The organism is Parabacteroides goldsteinii, assembly GCF_020091425.1.
GTDB lineage: Bacteria > Bacteroidota > Bacteroidia > Bacteroidales > Tannerellaceae > Parabacteroides > Parabacteroides goldsteinii.
This window is the reverse complement of record NZ_CP081906.1, coordinates 1,980,379-1,996,899: the sequence shown is the minus strand read 5'-3', so window position 1 is coordinate 1,996,899 and position 16,521 is coordinate 1,980,379. Positions and strand designations below refer to the sequence as shown.

Sequence of the window (16,521 nt, the reverse complement as noted above, 5' to 3'; positions counted from 1 at the left end):
CCATGGAAAAGATACATTTGCCCCAACCGAAAGTAAACGAACTGCATGCCATCTGCAAAGAGCATGACAACGACCCCGGCGAGCTAATCAATATCCTGCACGCAGCACAGGAAATCTTCGGTTACCTTCCCCGTGAAGTGCAGGAAATGGTAGCGGCCGAATTGCATATTCCTGTATCCCGTGTGTATGGTGTAGTCACCTTTTATTCGTTCTTTACCATGACTCCGAAAGGAAAATACCCGATTTCCGTCTGTCTGGGAACCGCCTGTTATGTGCGGGGAGCCGAGAAAGTACTGGACGAATTTCAGCGTCAACTGGAAATCAAGATAGGAGAGACCACCTCCGACGGTTTGTTTTCTCTGGACTGCCTGCGTTGTGTCGGGGCTTGCGGACTGGCTCCCGTGGTGACGATAGGAGGTAAAGTCTACGGAAGAATTACACCGGAAAAGGTACGGGATATCCTGTCGGAATACTATATCCGCGAAGAATAAGAGTTTTTTCGTTCAAAAGTCTTTGCAGGTTCACTTGTATGCATGAGCGCTTTATTATCAACAGATGGCAAGGCAGAAGTAGTTGTAGGAATAAGCCTTCACCGGATGACAGATGACAGACGATATTGCAAATAGAACTTTTATTTGCAATGCTGTAAGTGATTTATAGACAGTTGTATACGAGTGAATATGACAGATGGCAGATAAAATCCGGAAACTTTTGTGTAGAGAGAAATATTTACTTATATAAAAGGGAAATGAGTAGTTAACAACTAGCTCGTTTCCCTTTATTTTTTATCTCAAAGAAGCATAGAAACTAATTGAAAAGTAGTAACAACGTAAAATTACCCTGTACACCTTACTCCGGTAGGCTGTACAGGGTAGTTAGCCAAGGTGTACACCATAATCGATTATCCTGTACACCTTGGTATTAGTGAGTCCTGACCTTTATATTAGTTTGTCCAGACCTATGCCTTAGAAGTTAGGGACTTTTCATTTAAAAACGGCTGATGGAACCGCCACCTCCCGAGCGACCTCCGCCCCAGGAACCGCCACCACCACCGCCAAAGCCACCGAAACCACCTCCGAAGCCTCCGCCTCGTCCGCCACCACCACCAATAATGACAGGGCCTGTGCTACGTCTTAGCCGGCTGATGTTCCGGTTTTTCTTTTCGGTATAACCGCAATTCTTGCAACGGTACGTATCTTCTGCCAGTCCTTCCGACTGGTAAGTAGCCCGCTGTATAACTTGCTGGCCGACATATACCAACGTCTTTTGTCCGCAACGGGGGCAGATACGGGGACGGTATTTGAGGAAGGAGATAAGAATAAAGATTCCGGCAGGAAATACAATCATCATAATCATGAATAACCACAGGAAAAGATTATCGTCTTCCGACTGCCTACTAGTGTTTCCTCCCGTCATGGCGGCACGCTCATAATCGCTTGCCATCAGGTATTGCTTTACGGCGGCTACGCCTTTCAGCATACCGGTACTATACTCACCCGCTTTCAGGTCCGGAATCATATATCTCTGTTGCAGACGATAGCAGATTGCATCCGGGAGGACTCCTTCTATGCCGTAACCGGTCTCGAAAACGACGGAGCGTTGCGCAGGTTCGGTAACAAGTTGTATCAGGAGTCCGTTGTCTTTGTCCTTTTTTCCCAATCCCCAATGTTGGAACAGGTCGGTGGCAAACATGCGGGCATCGTTATCGCCGATACTTTCGACGGCAACGACGGCAACTTCTATTCCCAGGCTGTCTTCTACAATCTGCAACAGGCGGTTGATGCGGTCGACATCCTGAGGCTGTATGATTCCGTCGGGGTTGCTCACGTGATTATTCCGGTCGGAAAGACGTACGTTAGGTATCGTTTCGACTGTATAATCTTTTGCCGCAGAGAGATGTAACGGGAAAAGGGATACGAGTAGCAAGACTGCCAGCCATAGAGCCGGCAGACGTTTACCCGTTAGTATTCTATTCAGATTTCTCATCCTTTACCTGAACTTATCGGATTAGAATTCAACTTTCGGAGCTTTCTCCGCACCGCTCTCCGCACTGAAATAGGCTTTCGGCTGGAAACCGAACATACCGGCCAGGATATTGGTCGGGAAACTGCGGATATAGGTATTATAAGACTGCGCCGTTTCGTTGAAGCGCTTGCGTTCTACCGAGATACGGTTTTCTGTGCCTTCCAGCTGTGCCTGCAATTCGGAGAAGTTCTGATTGGCTTTCAGGTCCGGATAACGTTCGATAACGAGCATCAGGCGGGAGAGGGCACTGCTCAGTTCCCCTTGCGCAGCCTGGAATTTCTTCATCGACTCTTCGTTCAGGTTGGATGGGTCGATGGTTGTTTTGGTCGCCTCGGCGCGGGCGCTTACCACACCTTCCAGGGTCTCCTTTTCATGCGTTGCATATCCCTTGACTGTATTTACCAGGTTAGGAATAAGGTCCATACGGCGCTGGTATTGGTTCTCCACCTGGCTCCAGGCAGTTTTTACTCCTTCATCTTGTGTAACCATTGTGTTGTAAGTGCCTTTTACCCAGGAGTAACCGGCAAATAAAAGTACCACGATAATGGCAATTGTGATCCACAAAGCTTTGTTCTTAAACATTTTCTTTTTGCTTTAATTGTTATACATAGTGTTGCAAAGCTATATAAAAAACAGGAGAGGAGAAGAAACTGTTTTACACAATTATCGTTTGGGACGAAATTTATCCGTATTGTACCAATGGGAGAATCATTGCAGACAAAATAATATAGACACAGCCTATCTCGCCATAAATAAAACTTATCAATCTTGTGAAGATATCTTAATAAATATATCTACTTTTGCAGGAAACAAATCTCAAACAACCAATAATTATGCGTAACACTAGTTTTAGTAAGATGGCGGTACTTCCTGCCGGACTGCTTACGTTGGCTTTGACAATGCCTTCGTGCTCATCCAATGAGTACAAGAAACATGAGGGCGACAAGGCAAAACAGGTAGCTTCGATTATCCGTAACAACGGATGTATGGAATGTCACTCGGCTACCGCAAATGTTCCTTTTTATGGAAAGTTGCCGGTTATCGGTCCGGTTGTGCAGGCTGATATGAAAGAAGGTACACATTATCTGGACCTTACAGCGATGTTAACAGCACTGGATAACGGACAGCCTGTGTCGGAAGTCGATTTGGCGAAAGTGGAGAACACTGCCCTGAGCGGTTCGATGCCCCCAGCCAAATATTACACAGTGCACTGGGGAACCAGCCTGAATGACGACGAAAAAGCGGTCATTATCGCTTGGGCGAAAGATGTCCGTAAGAACAATTATGTATCGCCTACCGTAGCAGAAGAGTTTGCCAATGAACCGGTTCAACCGTTGATGGCTGCTATCCCGACCGATTCGGCTAAGGTTGCTTTAGGATTTGATTTGTATCACGACACACGCCTGTCGGGTGATAACACGGTTTCGTGTGCCACTTGTCACGGATTGAATACGGCCGGAGTAGACCGCAAGCAGTTCTCGGAAGGTATCCATGGCCAGTTCGGCGGAGTGAATGCACCGACCGTTTATAATGCGGCACTCAACTTCGTGCAGTTCTGGGACGGACGTGCTGCCGACCTGAAAGAGCAGGCTGCCGGACCTCCTTTGAACCCAGTGGAAATGGGTAGCGCTTCATTTGACGAAATCTGTGCCAAGCTGGCTGAAGACAAGGAGTTGAGCAAACGCTTCCTTGAAGTATTCCCTGAAGGATTTACGCAGTCGACGGTAACGGAGGCTATCGCTGAGTTTGAAAAGACGTTGCTTACACCGAGCCGTTTCGACAAATACCTGCAAGGAGACAAGAATGCCCTAACAGCCGAGGAACTGGAAGGTTACCAGTTGTTTAAAGACAATAAGTGCGCGACTTGCCACGTCGGTATGAACTTGGGCGGACAGTCGTATGAATATATGGGTATCAAGGATAATTATTTCGATTACCGCGGCACTGGCTTGACGGATGGTGACAACGGACGCTGGGCAGTAACCAAGAACGAGGCTGACCGTCATAAATTCAAGACACCTACACTGCGTAATGTAATGCTAACAACGCCTTATATGCACGACGGTTCGATAACCACAATAGAGGATGCTATCCAGGTGATGCATGAGTTCCAGATTGGAAAACGTATCTCGGATGCCGAAACGGCGAAGATTGTGGCGTTCCTCGGTACGTTGACCGGCGAGTATAACGGAGAGTTGCTTCAATAATACAAATTAGTTATATAATGCACATGCCCTTCCGCTTGTTCCATATCGTTCTTCTGCTGATTGCTTTGCAAAGCACAGGGGGCGTATGGGGACAGGAGGAGGGGCTTGCTTCTTATTACCACGAACGTTTTCACGGTCGGAAATCATCGAGCGGCCGTATCCATGACAAAGACGAGATGGTTGCCGCCCACCGCACTCATCCTTTCGGTACTTATCTGCGTGTCACCAACCTTGAGAATATGAAAAGCGTGATAGTCTGCGTCACCGACCGCGGTCCACACCGTAAGGGGCGGATTATCGACGTATCCTCGGGCGCTGCAAAGCTACTGGGATTTAAGAAGAAAGGGCTTGCCCGTGTACGGGTGGAAGAAGTCCCCGGCCCTATAGATTTGCGCTGGCTGGAACTTATCTATCCTAAATTTCCTCCGACACTTACCACGGAGGATATGATGCCTAAACCTCCATACCGCATGATAATAAATGATTGAAGCGGTTCTAATCAAATTCTAATTTCAACTAAGAGGATTCTAATCGGATACGTAGGGACGTAAAACGCCCCGCCCTATACCTTTGCGCTCAAAAAAAAGAGATGCACATGGGTAAACGATTCATTCTTTTATTACTTGTCTTACCGGTATTCTGCTATGTCACCAGGGCAGAAGGCCAATCCGTCAAACTTACTTTACAGGAAGCTGGGCAGCGCTTTGCCACCTGCAATCTCGAACTGATTGCGGAGCGTTATAATATCGACATTGCCGAGGCTGGAGTTATCCAGGCCAGGTTGTTTGAAAACCCGGTCATTTCGCTGGAGCAGAATGTCTATAACCGTCTGAACGGGAAGTATTTCGACGTCGGGAAGGAAGGCGAAGCCGTGATAGAAATTGAACAGCTAATCTATATTGCAGGACAACGCAATAAGCGAGTGCGGGTAGAGAAGCTAAATAAGGAGATGGCGGTCTACCAGTTTGAAGAGGTGTTACGCACGTTGCGCAGCGAGTTGAACAGCAAATTCATTGAGATTTATTATACCCGGAAATCACTCTCGGTCTATGACAAGGAGATAGATTACCTGGAACGACTGCTGGAAGCGATGAAGGAGCAGAATGAGAAAGGAAATATCTCCCTGCTCGAAAAGTCGAGGATACAGGCACTTTTGCTTTCTCTGCAACAGGAGAGGAATGATGCGTTGAACCGGCTTATCGCCTTGCAAGGGGATATGCGGTTGCTGCTGGGGTTGGAGGCAGACGAGACGTTTGAGCTGGTCTTCGATGCGTCGGTACTGAAACAGATGGATACCGGGGCAGTCCCTTTTGCGGAACTGTCGGAGCGGCTTGCCGGGCGACCGGATATGAAGATGGCGCGGACGAATATACAGGTGTCACGTGCCAATGTGAGCTTGCAAAAGTCGCTGGCCTTTCCCGAAGTAAGCCTGAAAGGGTCTTATGACAGGGCGGGTAACTTCTGTGATAATTACTTTGCCGTAGGACTGAGCATCTCGGTTCCTGTCTTCAACCGCAATCAGGGGAATATCAAATCTGCCCGCCTTGCCGTACTGCAAAACACGAATCGGGAAGAACTTGCCCGCCGGCAGGCGGAAACGGAACTTTTCACCAGCTATGCACGACTGGAGAAGGCGGTCAAACTGTATCGTTCTTCCAACTTTGAACTGGAACGTGACTTCGGGACTATCATTGAGGGGGTAAACAGCAACTACCAAAAGCGTAATATCAGCCTGCTGGAGTTTATCGACTATTACCAGGCGTATAAAGAAACCTGCCTGCAACTTTACCAGACGGAGAAAGATGTGTTCCTCGCCATGGAGGAAGTCAATACCGTGACGGGCAGCGACGTGTTCAGCTATTAATGAATATTGAATATAAGGATATGAGAAATAGAATGAAAAAGAATTGTATTGTATGGATGCTGTTGTTGCCGTTACTGATAGGGTGCGGTAGGAAAACAGGCGGGCAGGAGGAAGCGCCGGCACCTTTGATGTTGACCGACAGTTTGCAGAAAGTGGTTTCGGTCGAGACTGTGCATGAGATGCCCCTGAGCAATGAGTTGCTGTTGAATGGGCGTGTCGGTTTCAATCCGGAACAACTGGCGCGTGTCTATCCCATCTTCGGAGGAAATATCACGGAGGTGAATGTCGAGATGGGCGACTATGTAAAGAAAGGAGATATACTCGCCATTATCCATAGCAGCGAAGTGGCTGATTACGAGAAGCAGCGCAAGGAGGCGGGGCAGCAGATTATACTTGCCGACCGCAATCTGGAAGCTACACGGGATATGTTCAACAGCGGAATGGCTTCCGAACGTGATGTCCTTCAGGCAGAGCAGGAAGCGGCAAATGCCCGGGCCGAGCAGAAGCGGATTGACGAAGTGTATGCTATCTACCATATTACGGGTAATTCTACTTATGAGATACAATCGCCTGTCTCCGGTTTCGTTATCGGGAAGAATGTAAGCCGCAATATGCAGATACGTTCAGACCAGACGGAGGAGTTGTTCACGATTTCGGGATTGGATAACGTCTGGGTGATGGCTGATGTTTACGAGAGCGATATCAGCAGGGTTGGCGAAGGAGCGGCAGTCCGCATAACGACACTGGCTTACCGGGACAGGGAGTTTACCGGAACGGTTGACAAGGTCTATAATATGCTGGATAGCGAGAGCAAAACAATGAGCATACGGGTTAAGTTGAAGAATGAAGATTACCTGCTGAAACCTGGCATGTTCACCAATGTCTATGTGCAGACTGATGCGAACGGGAAGGTGATGCCCCGTGTGGAGGCCCGTGCCGTCATATTTGAGAACGGTCGTCATTTTGTTGTGGGGATAGGCAGCGACAATGTGTTGCAGCCCCGTGAAGTGACGGTATTCAAACAGACCGATAAGTACTGTTTTCTGGAAACCGGGCTGAAAGAGGGCGACCGGATTATCGACCGGAATGCTCTTTTGGTTTATAACGCTTTAAAGTAAACGAGGAACGATGCATACATTTATAGATAACATAATAGCTTTCTCGCTGAAGAATAAATTCTTTATCTTTTTCTGTACCGCCATAGCCGTGATAGCGGGAGCAGTGAGCTTTATCCATACGCCTGTCGACGCCTTTCCCGATGTGACGAACACGAAGGTGACAATCATTACCCAATGGCCGGGACGCAGTGCGGAAGAGATAGAGAAGTTTATCACTATCCCCATCGAAATAGCGATGAATCCGGTACAAAAGAAAACGGATATCCGCAGCACGACGCTGTTCGGCCTCTCGGTCATCAATGTGATGTTCGACGATGACGCGGATGACTTCTATGCCCGCCAGCAAGTATATAACCTGTTGAACGATGCCGACCTGCCGGAGGGGGTTACGCCGGAGGTACAGCCTCAGTACGGACCGACGGGGGAGATTTTCCGTTATACGCTGCGGAGCGACAAACGGACAGTGCGCGAACTGAAGACGTTCCAGGACTGGGTAATCGAGCGTAAGCTGCGGGCGGTGCCGGGAGTGGCGGATATCGTCAGCTTCGGCGGCGAGGTGAAGACGTTTGAAGTGAGTGTTAACCCGAACCAGCTAATTAACTATAACGTGACGTCTCTGGAACTGTTCGACGCGATTGCAAAGAGTAATATTAATGTAGGGGGCGATGTGATAACCAAAAGTTCGCAGGCTTATGTGGTACGCGGCATTGGACTGATCAACGATACGAAGGAGATTGAGAATATCGTAGTCAAGAACATCAACGGCACACCTATCCTGGTGAAACATCTGGCAAACGTTCACGAATCGAGCTTGCCCCGGTTGGGACAGGTGGGACGCATGGAAGAAGACGATGTCGTGCAGGGAATTGTTGTCATGCGGAAAGGAGAGAATCCGGGCGAAGTGATTGCCGCCCTGAAAGAAAAGATAGCGGACATACAGGAAAATGCGTTGCCGGAAGATGTGCGGATTGTGTCCTTCTACGACCGCGAGGACCTGGTAGACCTGGCGGTACGGACGGTGACGCATAACCTGGCCGAAGGTATTTTGCTGGTAACTTTCATTGTGTTGATTTTTATGGCAGACTGGCGTACAACGGTGATTGTATCCATTATTATCCCGTTGGCGCTGCTCTTCGCCTTTATCTGTCTCCGGGCGATGGGAATGAGTGCAAACCTGCTTTCGATGGGGGCGATCGACTTCGGTATCATTATCGACGGGGCGGTCGTGATGGTGGAAGGGTTGTTTGTGGCTCTCGACCGGAAGGCGCGTGAGGTGGGAATGCCTGCCTTCAATGTGATGAGTAAGATGGGACTGATTCGCCAGACGGCCAAAGACAGGGCGAAGGCGGTGTTCTTCTCCAAGCTAATCATTATTACGGCACTGGTTCCGATATTCGCTTTTCAGAAGGTGGAAGGGAAGATGTTCAGTCCGCTGGCATATACGCTCGGGTTTGCCTTGCTGGGGGCTTTGATATTTACGTTGACATTAGTCCCGGTGCTTTCTTCGATGCTGTTGAAAAGGAATGTGCGTGAAAGGCATAATCCGTTTCTGGCATGGATAAACCGGGTATCCGTTTCGATATTTGACCGTTGCCATGCACATAAGAAGACTACTATCGGCATTGCCTCGCTGGTGGCTGCCGTTGGTTTGTGGTGTTTTACTTTGCTGGGGACTGAGTTTCTTCCGCAGCTGAACGAAGGTTCTATTTATATCCGTGCCACCTTGCCGCAGAGTATTTCCCTGGATGAGTCCGTTAAGCTGGCAAACCGGATGCGCCGCGAACTGGCGTCGTATCCCGAAGTACGGCAGGTGCTTTCGCAAACGGGCCGTCCCAACGACGGAACGGATGCGACAGGCTTCTACAATATCGAGTTTCATGTAGACATTTATCCTGAAAAGGAGTGGGCCAGCAAATTGACTAAGGCGGGATTGATTGAGAAGATGGAGGACGACCTCGCTATCTATCCGGGCGTAGACTTCAACTTCTCCCAACCTATCACCGATAATGTGGAAGAAGCTGCCAGCGGCGTGAAAGGTTCGATTGCTGTGAAAGTGTTCGGTAAAGACTTGTACGAGTCGGAAAAGAAAGCCGTCGAAGTCTTTAAAGTCCTGGAAACCGTCGAAGGCATCGAAGACCTGGGAGTCATACGTAATATCGGACAACCGGAACTGCGTATCGAACTCGACGAATCGCGTCTGGCCCGTTACGGAGTGGCAAAAGAAGATGTGCAGTCCATTATCGAGATGGCGATAGGGGGCAAGAGCGCCTCGTTGCTTTACGAAGACGAACGGAAGTTTAATATCATGGTGCGCTACGAATCAGCCTTCCGCCAGAGCGAGGACGAGATAGGAAAAATATTGGTTCCGGCCCGCGACGGGACGATGGTGCCCATCAAAGAGTTAGCCGACATCCATACGATAACCGGCCCGCTGATTATCTATCGCGATAACCATGCCCGTTTCTGTGCCGTTAAATTCTCCGTCCGTGGCCGCGATATGGGTACGGCAGTAGCCGAAGCACAGCAAAAAGTCGACCGGCAGGTGAAGCTGCCGGAAGGCTATACCCTGAAATGGACGGGGGATTTTGAGAACCAGCAGCGTGCTACGAAACGACTGGCACAGGTGGTTCCGGTGAGTATTGCCATCATCTTCGTCATCCTGTTCGTGCTGTTCGGCAATGCCCGCGATGCCGGATTAGTGCTGTTGAATGTACCCTATGCGGCTGTGGGAGGGATTGTCGCTCTCCTGCTTACCCGCTTCAACTTTTCGATTTCGGCAGGTATCGGTTTTATTGCGCTGTTTGGTATCTGTATCCAGAACGGGGTTATCATGATTTCCGATATAAAAGGTAACTTGAAAAATCGTACACCTTTGCCGTTGGCTGTAAAACAAAGTGTGAAAGACCGTGTCCGCTCCGTGCTCATGACGGCTTCGATGGCAGCTATCGGACTGATGCCCGCCGCCCTCAGCCACGGTATCGGCTCGGAAAGCCAACGCCCGTTAGCCATCGTCATCATCGGCGGACTGATAGGGGCTACTTTCTTCACGCTCTTTGTCTTCCCGCTTATGGTGGAAGCCTTTTACAGCCGGATGCTGTATGATAAAGATGGAAAGTTACTACAGCGTAGATTGTAAATCGTATATTTGTAATCTGAACGACATAAATGGCAAATCAGATGGCTAAGATATTATTGGTAGAAGATGAAGTGAATATCGCCTCTTTCATAGAGAGGGGGTTGCAGGAGTTCGGTCATGAAGTAAGCGTGGCTTATGACGGTATGGCGGGTTGGGAGTTGTTGCAGAAAGAGAACTTCCAGTTTTTGATACTGGATATAATCATGCCCCGGATGAACGGGTTGCAATTGTGCCGCCAATACCGCCAGTTGTACGGATACCAGTCGCCTGTGATTATGTTGACGGCGTTGGGTACGACAGACGATATTGTTAACGGCCTCGATGCCGGTGCAGACGATTACCTGGTCAAACCTTTTAGCTTTCAGGAACTGGAAGCACGTATCAAAGCTCTTCTGCGGCGGATTGGAACGGAGACTGCCACGGCTTCCTTGCGCTGTGGCGACCTGAGTCTCGACCCGACCAGCCACCGGGCGTTTCGTAACGGTACGCCGATAGACCTCACGGTCAAGGAATACCGCTTGCTGGAATATTTCATACTGAATCAGGGTACGGCCTTGAATCGCCTCACCCTTTTGAAGCATGTATGGGATAAAGATTTTGATACTAATACAAATGTAGTCGATGTCTATGTGAATTACCTTCGCAGTAAGATAGACAAGGACTTCGACCATAAGCTGATTCGTACCGTTGTAGGTATCGGTTATATGATGGAAGCATGAAAACAGGGAATAAGATAGCCTTCTTCTATACGGCGATGACGGTGGGTATCATTGCGCTTGTCACGGTTGCCTTTTATTTTATTGCGACAAACTATATCAGCCGCCTCTATTATTCTTATCTGACGGAAAAGGCCTATGCAACAGCCGAAAAACATTGGGAGAAGGATGAAGTGGACGAGGAAAGTTATGCCCGGATACAAAAACGGTATGAAGAGACTTTACCCGTTGCCACCGAGATATTACTGAATGCGGACAGTGTGGCGGAGACGCATGTAACGTTGGTCCGTTATATGACGGAAAAAGAGATTGAACGGTTATATAAGGGCGAGGTAATCACTTTCCATGAAAAGGAGAAGGTGGGAGCAGCACTTTATTATCCGGATAACGAGGGTAATTTTATTGTCCTTGTTATCTCCAACAACCAGTATGGCGGAGATATCCAGCAGCGTATCGGTTGGTTGCTGCTGGCTTTGATTGTTATAAGTGCGGTACTGATTTATTTTGTCGGAAAGCTCTATGCAATCCGCATGGTCGACCGTATCGATGCTGCTTATCAAAGTGAGAAGGCGTTTATCAGTAATGCCTCGCATGAACTGAACAATCCGCTTACTGCTATACAGGGAGAGTGTGAGATTAGTTTGCTAAAGGAACGTACTCCGGCAGAATACCAGTCCGCATTGAAACGTATCGCTTCGGAAAATAAGCGTATCATACAATTGATGAAGCATTTACTCTTCCTCTCGCACGGGGATAAAGATATACTTAAAAATGCGACCGAGACCATTATGCTGGCCGATTTCCTGATGCAGTTTGTCGGTAACCGTATCAAGTTCACGACAGATACTTTTGCCTTCTGCCTGACGGCAAACCCTCATTTATTAAAGATAGCCATCAGTAATATACTGAATAATGCCTGTAAATATTCAGGGGAAGAATCGGTCGAGATGCGTTTGATGGGGTCGGTCCTCGAAATAAAAGATACGGGAATTGGCATCCCGGTGGAAGAATTGGAGCGTGTCTACCAGCCTTTCTACCGTGCCTCCAATACCCGAGAGTTTTCCGGACATGGCATCGGGCTTAGTTTGTCATTGCGTATACTGACGACCTATGGGGCTAAAGTTACGATTGATTCGGAACTGAATAAAGGGACAAATGTTATCATAGACTTTGGATAATAAAGAAAAGGAGAATTAATTATGAATATATATGTATATATCACAGCGTTAGGGATGGTTCTCATTGGCCTGTATTTTGTTTGGCGGGAGAATAAAAGAGAGCGTAAAGCCGAACAAAAAAAGCAAGAGTGTAATAAGCAACAACCTGAAGAATAAGAAACGCGAAGAAAATAAAGACATTAAGAAGGCTATAGAGGCTTTTCATCCGGTAAATGTGTCAAAACTAAGGCACATCTCCTTTTTTATCTTAAAAATAGTCGTTCCTCTTTTTTTGTCTATGCGACTATTTTTTCAGTAATTAGGTAATAAGGCTTAATATTCGTCGTATGTTGAGCCACACGTGGTCTGATAAAGATAAATATAGTGTGTGTACTCCTTCTCTTTCCTGCTTTTAGTAGTTTTGTACACATCTTTTTGATATTAAAAGCTATAGCAAAGAAGGCAAAGTCCATTGTAACCTTGTCTTCTCCCACATGCCGGAACCTTTTGTATGCCATGTTGTGTTTCATTTGTCCAAAAACTGCTTCCGGTTCTATACATCGCCTTCCCCTATGCCTGATGCCTTCTTTCGAGAGTAACCTTTCCCGTGCCTGCCGTTTGTATTGGTTTAACCGGTGGTTGACTTCTATAATACGGTTCCCCCGGGCTTTAAAGCAACTGCCACGTAAAGGACACCCTTCACATCTTTGTGCTTTATACCGGGCACTTTCGGTGATGTATCCGCTAGCTGTTTTGTCACGCCTGGTTCCTATACGGTTCATGTGCTGCCCCATAGGACAAACGTAATAATCCTCTTCCGCATTGTAATAGAGACTCTCCGCATGGAATGGATTGGGGGTATAACGGGGACGCTGTTCTTTATGGAAGTAGTTGTACTTAACAAAGGCTCCTATCCCATTATCTTGCATGAACCGGTAATTTTCTTCCGAGCCGTAACCGGAGTCTGCCACACCGACAGTCGGTAAGCGGTTATAGCGTTGCTCAAAGGAGTGGAAGAAAGGTATGAGGGTCAGTGTATCGGTTGGGTTGGGAAACAGTCGGAAGTCTATGAGGAATTGGTTCTGGGTACCTATTTGCAGATTATATCCGGGCTTGGTCTGTCCGTTTCTCATGGCGTCCTCTTTCATGCGCATGAAGGTGGCATCAGGATCGGTCTTGGAATAGGAGTTGCGTTCTCCAAGAGTGTCAAGATGGTTGTCGTATTCCATCAACTTGTCACGGTACTCCTCAAGTTCCCGGACCTGTTTCTTCTTTTCCCGGATGACTTTCTTTTGTTCCTTGTCCTTTGTTACAGGCTGGTGTTCCAGCACCTCTTTAAGTTCATTCACTATATCTGAGAGCATGGCGGGAGTGAACTCTACGGGTGTGTCTTTGGCGGAGTTCTCTTGGGCTATGGCTTCATCCACCTGCTCCAGGAGAATGCGGATCTTATCCATCAGCTTTGTACGGTTCTTTTCGACTGTCTTGCGCCAGACAAAAGTATATTTGTTGGCTCTGGACTCAATCTTGGTACCGTCAATATACTCTACGTCAAGGCTGATGAAACCTTTGTCGACAAGGACAAGAACCAACTGCGTGAATACATTATTTATCTCTTCTTTTACACGATTACGGAAACGGTTGATGGTTATAAAATCCGGATGTTCATTACCGGAAAGCCAGATATAATGAATGTCACGTAGGAGAAGCTTCTCTATTTTGCGGCACGAATAGATATTGTTCATGTAGGCGTAGATAATCACCTTAAGCATCATTTTAGGATGATAAGGACAACGACCGGTTGCTTTATAAAGCTTCTTGAAATTGTCAAGATTGAGATTATCAACAACAGTATTAACTATGCGAACCGGATCGTTCGCTGCTATGTTTTCATCAATTCTTCCGGGAAAAAGAACTGTTTGGTTGGGAATGTAAGGACGAAAATGTAACTTTGCCATAATGAAAAACTTTATGCCTAAAGATACAAAAACTTTGGGTAATAACAAAGCCCGGGCTTGTGAAAGTCTGGGCTTTGTGCATAAAAAAAGGTTGTGCCAGCGTTTTGACACAACCTCCTGTTATTTTCAGGTCTTCGGGACGTACTCCTTCCGCTTCTTCGGGAGTTATCAGTCCGCGGTCGATGAGACGATTTATAATTACGTTATAAAATTCAGTATAATATGGTTTTAACTGTAATCCGTCAAAGCAATACCGGACATGTTTCGGTTTGGGGATTATGCTGGCAAGGAAGATACATTCTCCCAAAGTCAAAGCTGAAGGTTCTTTGGCAAAGTAGAAATAATGCTTTTTCTCAACATTCGATATGTTTAATCTGTTTTAATAAAAAACAAATAATATGTCATACAAGATTGCATTTTTTGGAGCTAAACCATACGATATAGCTTCTTTCGATAAAGTAAATGAAAAGTATAATTACGATATCAAGTACTTTAAGGGGCACCTTAATCCGAATAACGTTGTCCTGACGCAGGGTGCCGATGCTGTCTGCATCTTTGTGAATGATACGGCCGATGCGGCTGTTATAGATGCGATGGCCGATAATGGGGTCAAACTGTTGGCTTTACGGTGTGCCGGTTTTAATAATGTAGACCTGGAAGCGGCTAAAGGTAAACTTCCGGTTGTCCGTGTGCCGGCTTATTCTCCTTACGCCGTAGCCGAATATTCGTTGGCTCTGATGCTTTCGTTAAACAGGAAAATCCATCGTGCTTATTGGCGGACACGTGACGGCAATTTCTCACTGAATGGCTTGATGGGATTCGATATGCACGGAAAGACCGTTGGTATTATCGGTACCGGAAAGATTGCCAAGATATTGATACGGATATTAAAGGGACTGGGTATGCATATTCTTGCTTACGATGTTTATCCGGATTATAAATTCGCGGAAGAGGAAGGAATTACTTATACGACGCTGGATGAATTATACAAAAATTCGGACATTATCTCGCTTCACTGCCCGTTGACGGAGCAGACCCGTTATATCATTAACGATGATTCAATTGCTAAGATGAAAGACGGCGTAATGATTATCAATACCGGCCGTGGACAGTTAATTCATACGAATGCTCTGATTGAAGGACTGAAAGAAAAGAAGATTTCGGCAGCCGGACTGGATGTGTATGAAGAGGAAGGAGATTACTTCTATGAAGATAAATCCGACAAAATTATTGACGACGATGTGCTGGCGCGTCTATTGTCTTTCAATAATGTGATTGTCACCTCTCATCAAGCCTTCTTTACCAAGGAGGCAATGCATAATATTGCGGAAACGACCTTGCAGAACATCGAGGATTTCCGTCAAAACCGTCCTTTAGTGAACGAAGTTATTCTGTAAACAGACTATTTTTTTATCGCTGATTTATTATATTTTTGTGGCCATTGTCCGGTGTGAGCCAGGCAATGGCTTTTTAAATTTAATAATTATGATAATAGATAATCAGACAGGACTTGTATTGGAAGGCGGAGGGATGCGTGCCACTTTTACGGTCGGAGTATTGGACTGTTTTATGGACCACAATATCTGGTTCCCTTATACGATAGGGGTATCGGCTGGCGCCAGTAACGGCATATCTTATGCGTCCCGGCAGAGAGGACGTTCGCGTTTCGGCAATATAGATTTATTGAAAAAGTATAATTATATCGGTCTCCGCCATTTCCTGCGCGGCAAGGGATATATCGATATGGAATATTTATTCTATGTTTATCCTGATAAATACTATCCGCTGGATTACGATACTTATTTTAAATCGAAAGAACGTTTCGTGATGGTTACCAGTAACTGTCTGACCGGGAAGGCGGAATATTTCGAAGAGAAGAAAGATAAAAACAGGCTGGTAGATATTTGTTGTGCCTCCTGCACATTGCCGGTTCTTTGTCCAGTTGCCTATGTGGACGGCGTCCCGATGGTCGATGGCGGAGTTTGTGATGCCATTCCTATCCAGAGGGCTATTGATGACGGTTTCCGGAAGAATGTGATAATCCTCACAAGAAATAAAGGATACCGTAAAAAGGATAAAAACTTTTATCTGCCGGGATTCATCTATAAAAAATATCCGGCCATACGGGAACAGCTCAAACTGAGGTATAAACGTTATAATGAAGTACTCGATTATATCGACCAACTGGAAGCCGAAGGTAAAGCATTCGTGATTCGTCCTGAAAACAAAATAGAGGTGACGCGAACAGAAAATAATCTGGAAAAGCTGGAAGCGTTATATAATGAAGGATATGCTTTGGCTGAAAGGTTAATAGGGACGGCCCTGACAGCCGCCCTATAA

Annotated in this window: 14 protein-coding genes; 11 read left to right on the top strand and 3 right to left on the bottom strand. The window is 46.8% G+C overall.

From position 1 onward, the window contains the following. The first annotated feature begins 2 nt into the window (after positions 1 to 2). Entirely contained in the window at positions 3 to 491 is a 489-nt protein-coding gene (locus tag K6V26_RS09265) for an NADH-quinone oxidoreductase subunit NuoE family protein (protein WP_010803104.1), read from the top strand. A gap of 496 nt (positions 492 to 987) precedes the next feature. On the opposite strand, the gene K6V26_RS09260 is transcribed toward K6V26_RS09265, so the two are convergent. Continuing rightward, the gene (locus K6V26_RS09260; protein WP_224265161.1) at positions 988 to 1,986 is read right to left on the bottom strand and encodes a TPM domain-containing protein; all 999 of its coding nucleotides are present in this window, start codon (positions 1,984 to 1,986) and stop codon (positions 988 to 990) included. Positions 1,987 to 2,007: 21 nt separating this feature from the next. After that, the gene (locus K6V26_RS09255; RefSeq protein WP_010803106.1) at positions 2,008 to 2,607 is read right to left on the bottom strand and encodes a LemA family protein; all 600 of its coding nucleotides are present in this window, start codon (positions 2,605 to 2,607) and stop codon (positions 2,008 to 2,010) included. 251 nt (positions 2,608 to 2,858) lie between these two features. Between K6V26_RS09255 and K6V26_RS09250 the strand changes: the two genes are divergently transcribed. The 8 genes from K6V26_RS09250 to K6V26_RS28540 all read left to right on the top strand — a co-directional run bounded on the left by K6V26_RS09250 (position 2,859) and on the right by K6V26_RS28540 (position 12,400). Beyond that, on the top strand, positions 2,859 to 4,232 hold the full coding sequence (locus tag K6V26_RS09250; RefSeq protein WP_046147103.1) for a cytochrome c peroxidase: 1,374 nt from the start codon (positions 2,859 to 2,861) through the stop codon (positions 4,230 to 4,232). A gap of 23 nt (positions 4,233 to 4,255) precedes the next feature. After that, positions 4,256 to 4,720, top strand: coding sequence for a septal ring lytic transglycosylase RlpA family protein (locus K6V26_RS09245; RefSeq protein WP_010803108.1), 465 nt, complete (start codon positions 4,256 to 4,258; stop codon positions 4,718 to 4,720). Between the two features lie 107 nt (positions 4,721 to 4,827). Further along, positions 4,828 to 6,096, top strand: a complete 1,269-nt coding sequence (locus K6V26_RS09240) for a TolC family protein (protein ID WP_224265159.1) — start codon at positions 4,828 to 4,830, stop codon at positions 6,094 to 6,096. A 32-nt stretch (positions 6,097 to 6,128) separates the two neighbouring features. After that, positions 6,129 to 7,214, top strand: a complete 1,086-nt coding sequence (locus K6V26_RS09235) for an efflux RND transporter periplasmic adaptor subunit (protein ID WP_394373136.1) — start codon at positions 6,129 to 6,131, stop codon at positions 7,212 to 7,214. Between the two features lie 10 nt (positions 7,215 to 7,224). After that, complete coding sequence (locus tag K6V26_RS09230; protein WP_224265158.1) at positions 7,225 to 10,350, top strand: efflux RND transporter permease subunit; 3,126 nt, start codon at positions 7,225 to 7,227, stop codon at positions 10,348 to 10,350. A gap of 41 nt (positions 10,351 to 10,391) precedes the next feature. Further along, a complete protein-coding gene (locus tag K6V26_RS09225; protein WP_007656744.1) occupies positions 10,392 to 11,069 on the top strand; it encodes a response regulator transcription factor in 678 nt (225 codons plus the stop codon). Next, complete coding sequence (locus K6V26_RS09220; protein ID WP_224265157.1) at positions 11,066 to 12,244, top strand: sensor histidine kinase; 1,179 nt, start codon at positions 11,066 to 11,068, stop codon at positions 12,242 to 12,244. The genes K6V26_RS09225 and K6V26_RS09220 overlap by 4 nt, the downstream gene beginning before the upstream one ends. A gap of 21 nt (positions 12,245 to 12,265) precedes the next feature. Next, positions 12,266 to 12,400 carry a hypothetical protein gene (locus tag K6V26_RS28540; RefSeq protein ID WP_010803113.1) on the top strand — a complete coding sequence of 45 codons (135 nt, stop codon included), beginning with the start codon at positions 12,266 to 12,268 and terminating at the stop codon, positions 12,398 to 12,400. A 119-nt stretch (positions 12,401 to 12,519) separates the two neighbouring features. Here the strand turns inward: K6V26_RS28540 and K6V26_RS09215 are convergent, their stop codons facing one another. Further along, a complete protein-coding gene (locus K6V26_RS09215; RefSeq protein WP_224263243.1) occupies positions 12,520 to 14,181 on the bottom strand; it encodes an IS1182 family transposase in 1,662 nt (553 codons plus the stop codon). Positions 14,182 to 14,579: 398 nt separating this feature from the next. On the opposite strand from K6V26_RS09215, the gene K6V26_RS09210 reads away from it, so the two are divergent. Together K6V26_RS09210 and K6V26_RS09205 are read left to right on the top strand one after the other, a co-directional pair. After that, positions 14,580 to 15,578 (top strand): 2-hydroxyacid dehydrogenase, encoded by a 999-nt coding sequence (locus tag K6V26_RS09210; protein WP_224265156.1) that lies wholly within the window; start codon positions 14,580 to 14,582, stop codon positions 15,576 to 15,578. 88 nt (positions 15,579 to 15,666) lie between these two features. After that, positions 15,667 to 16,521: a patatin-like phospholipase family protein gene (locus K6V26_RS09205; RefSeq protein WP_007656737.1), complete on the top strand. Its 855-nt coding sequence runs from the start codon at positions 15,667 to 15,669 to the stop codon at positions 16,519 to 16,521.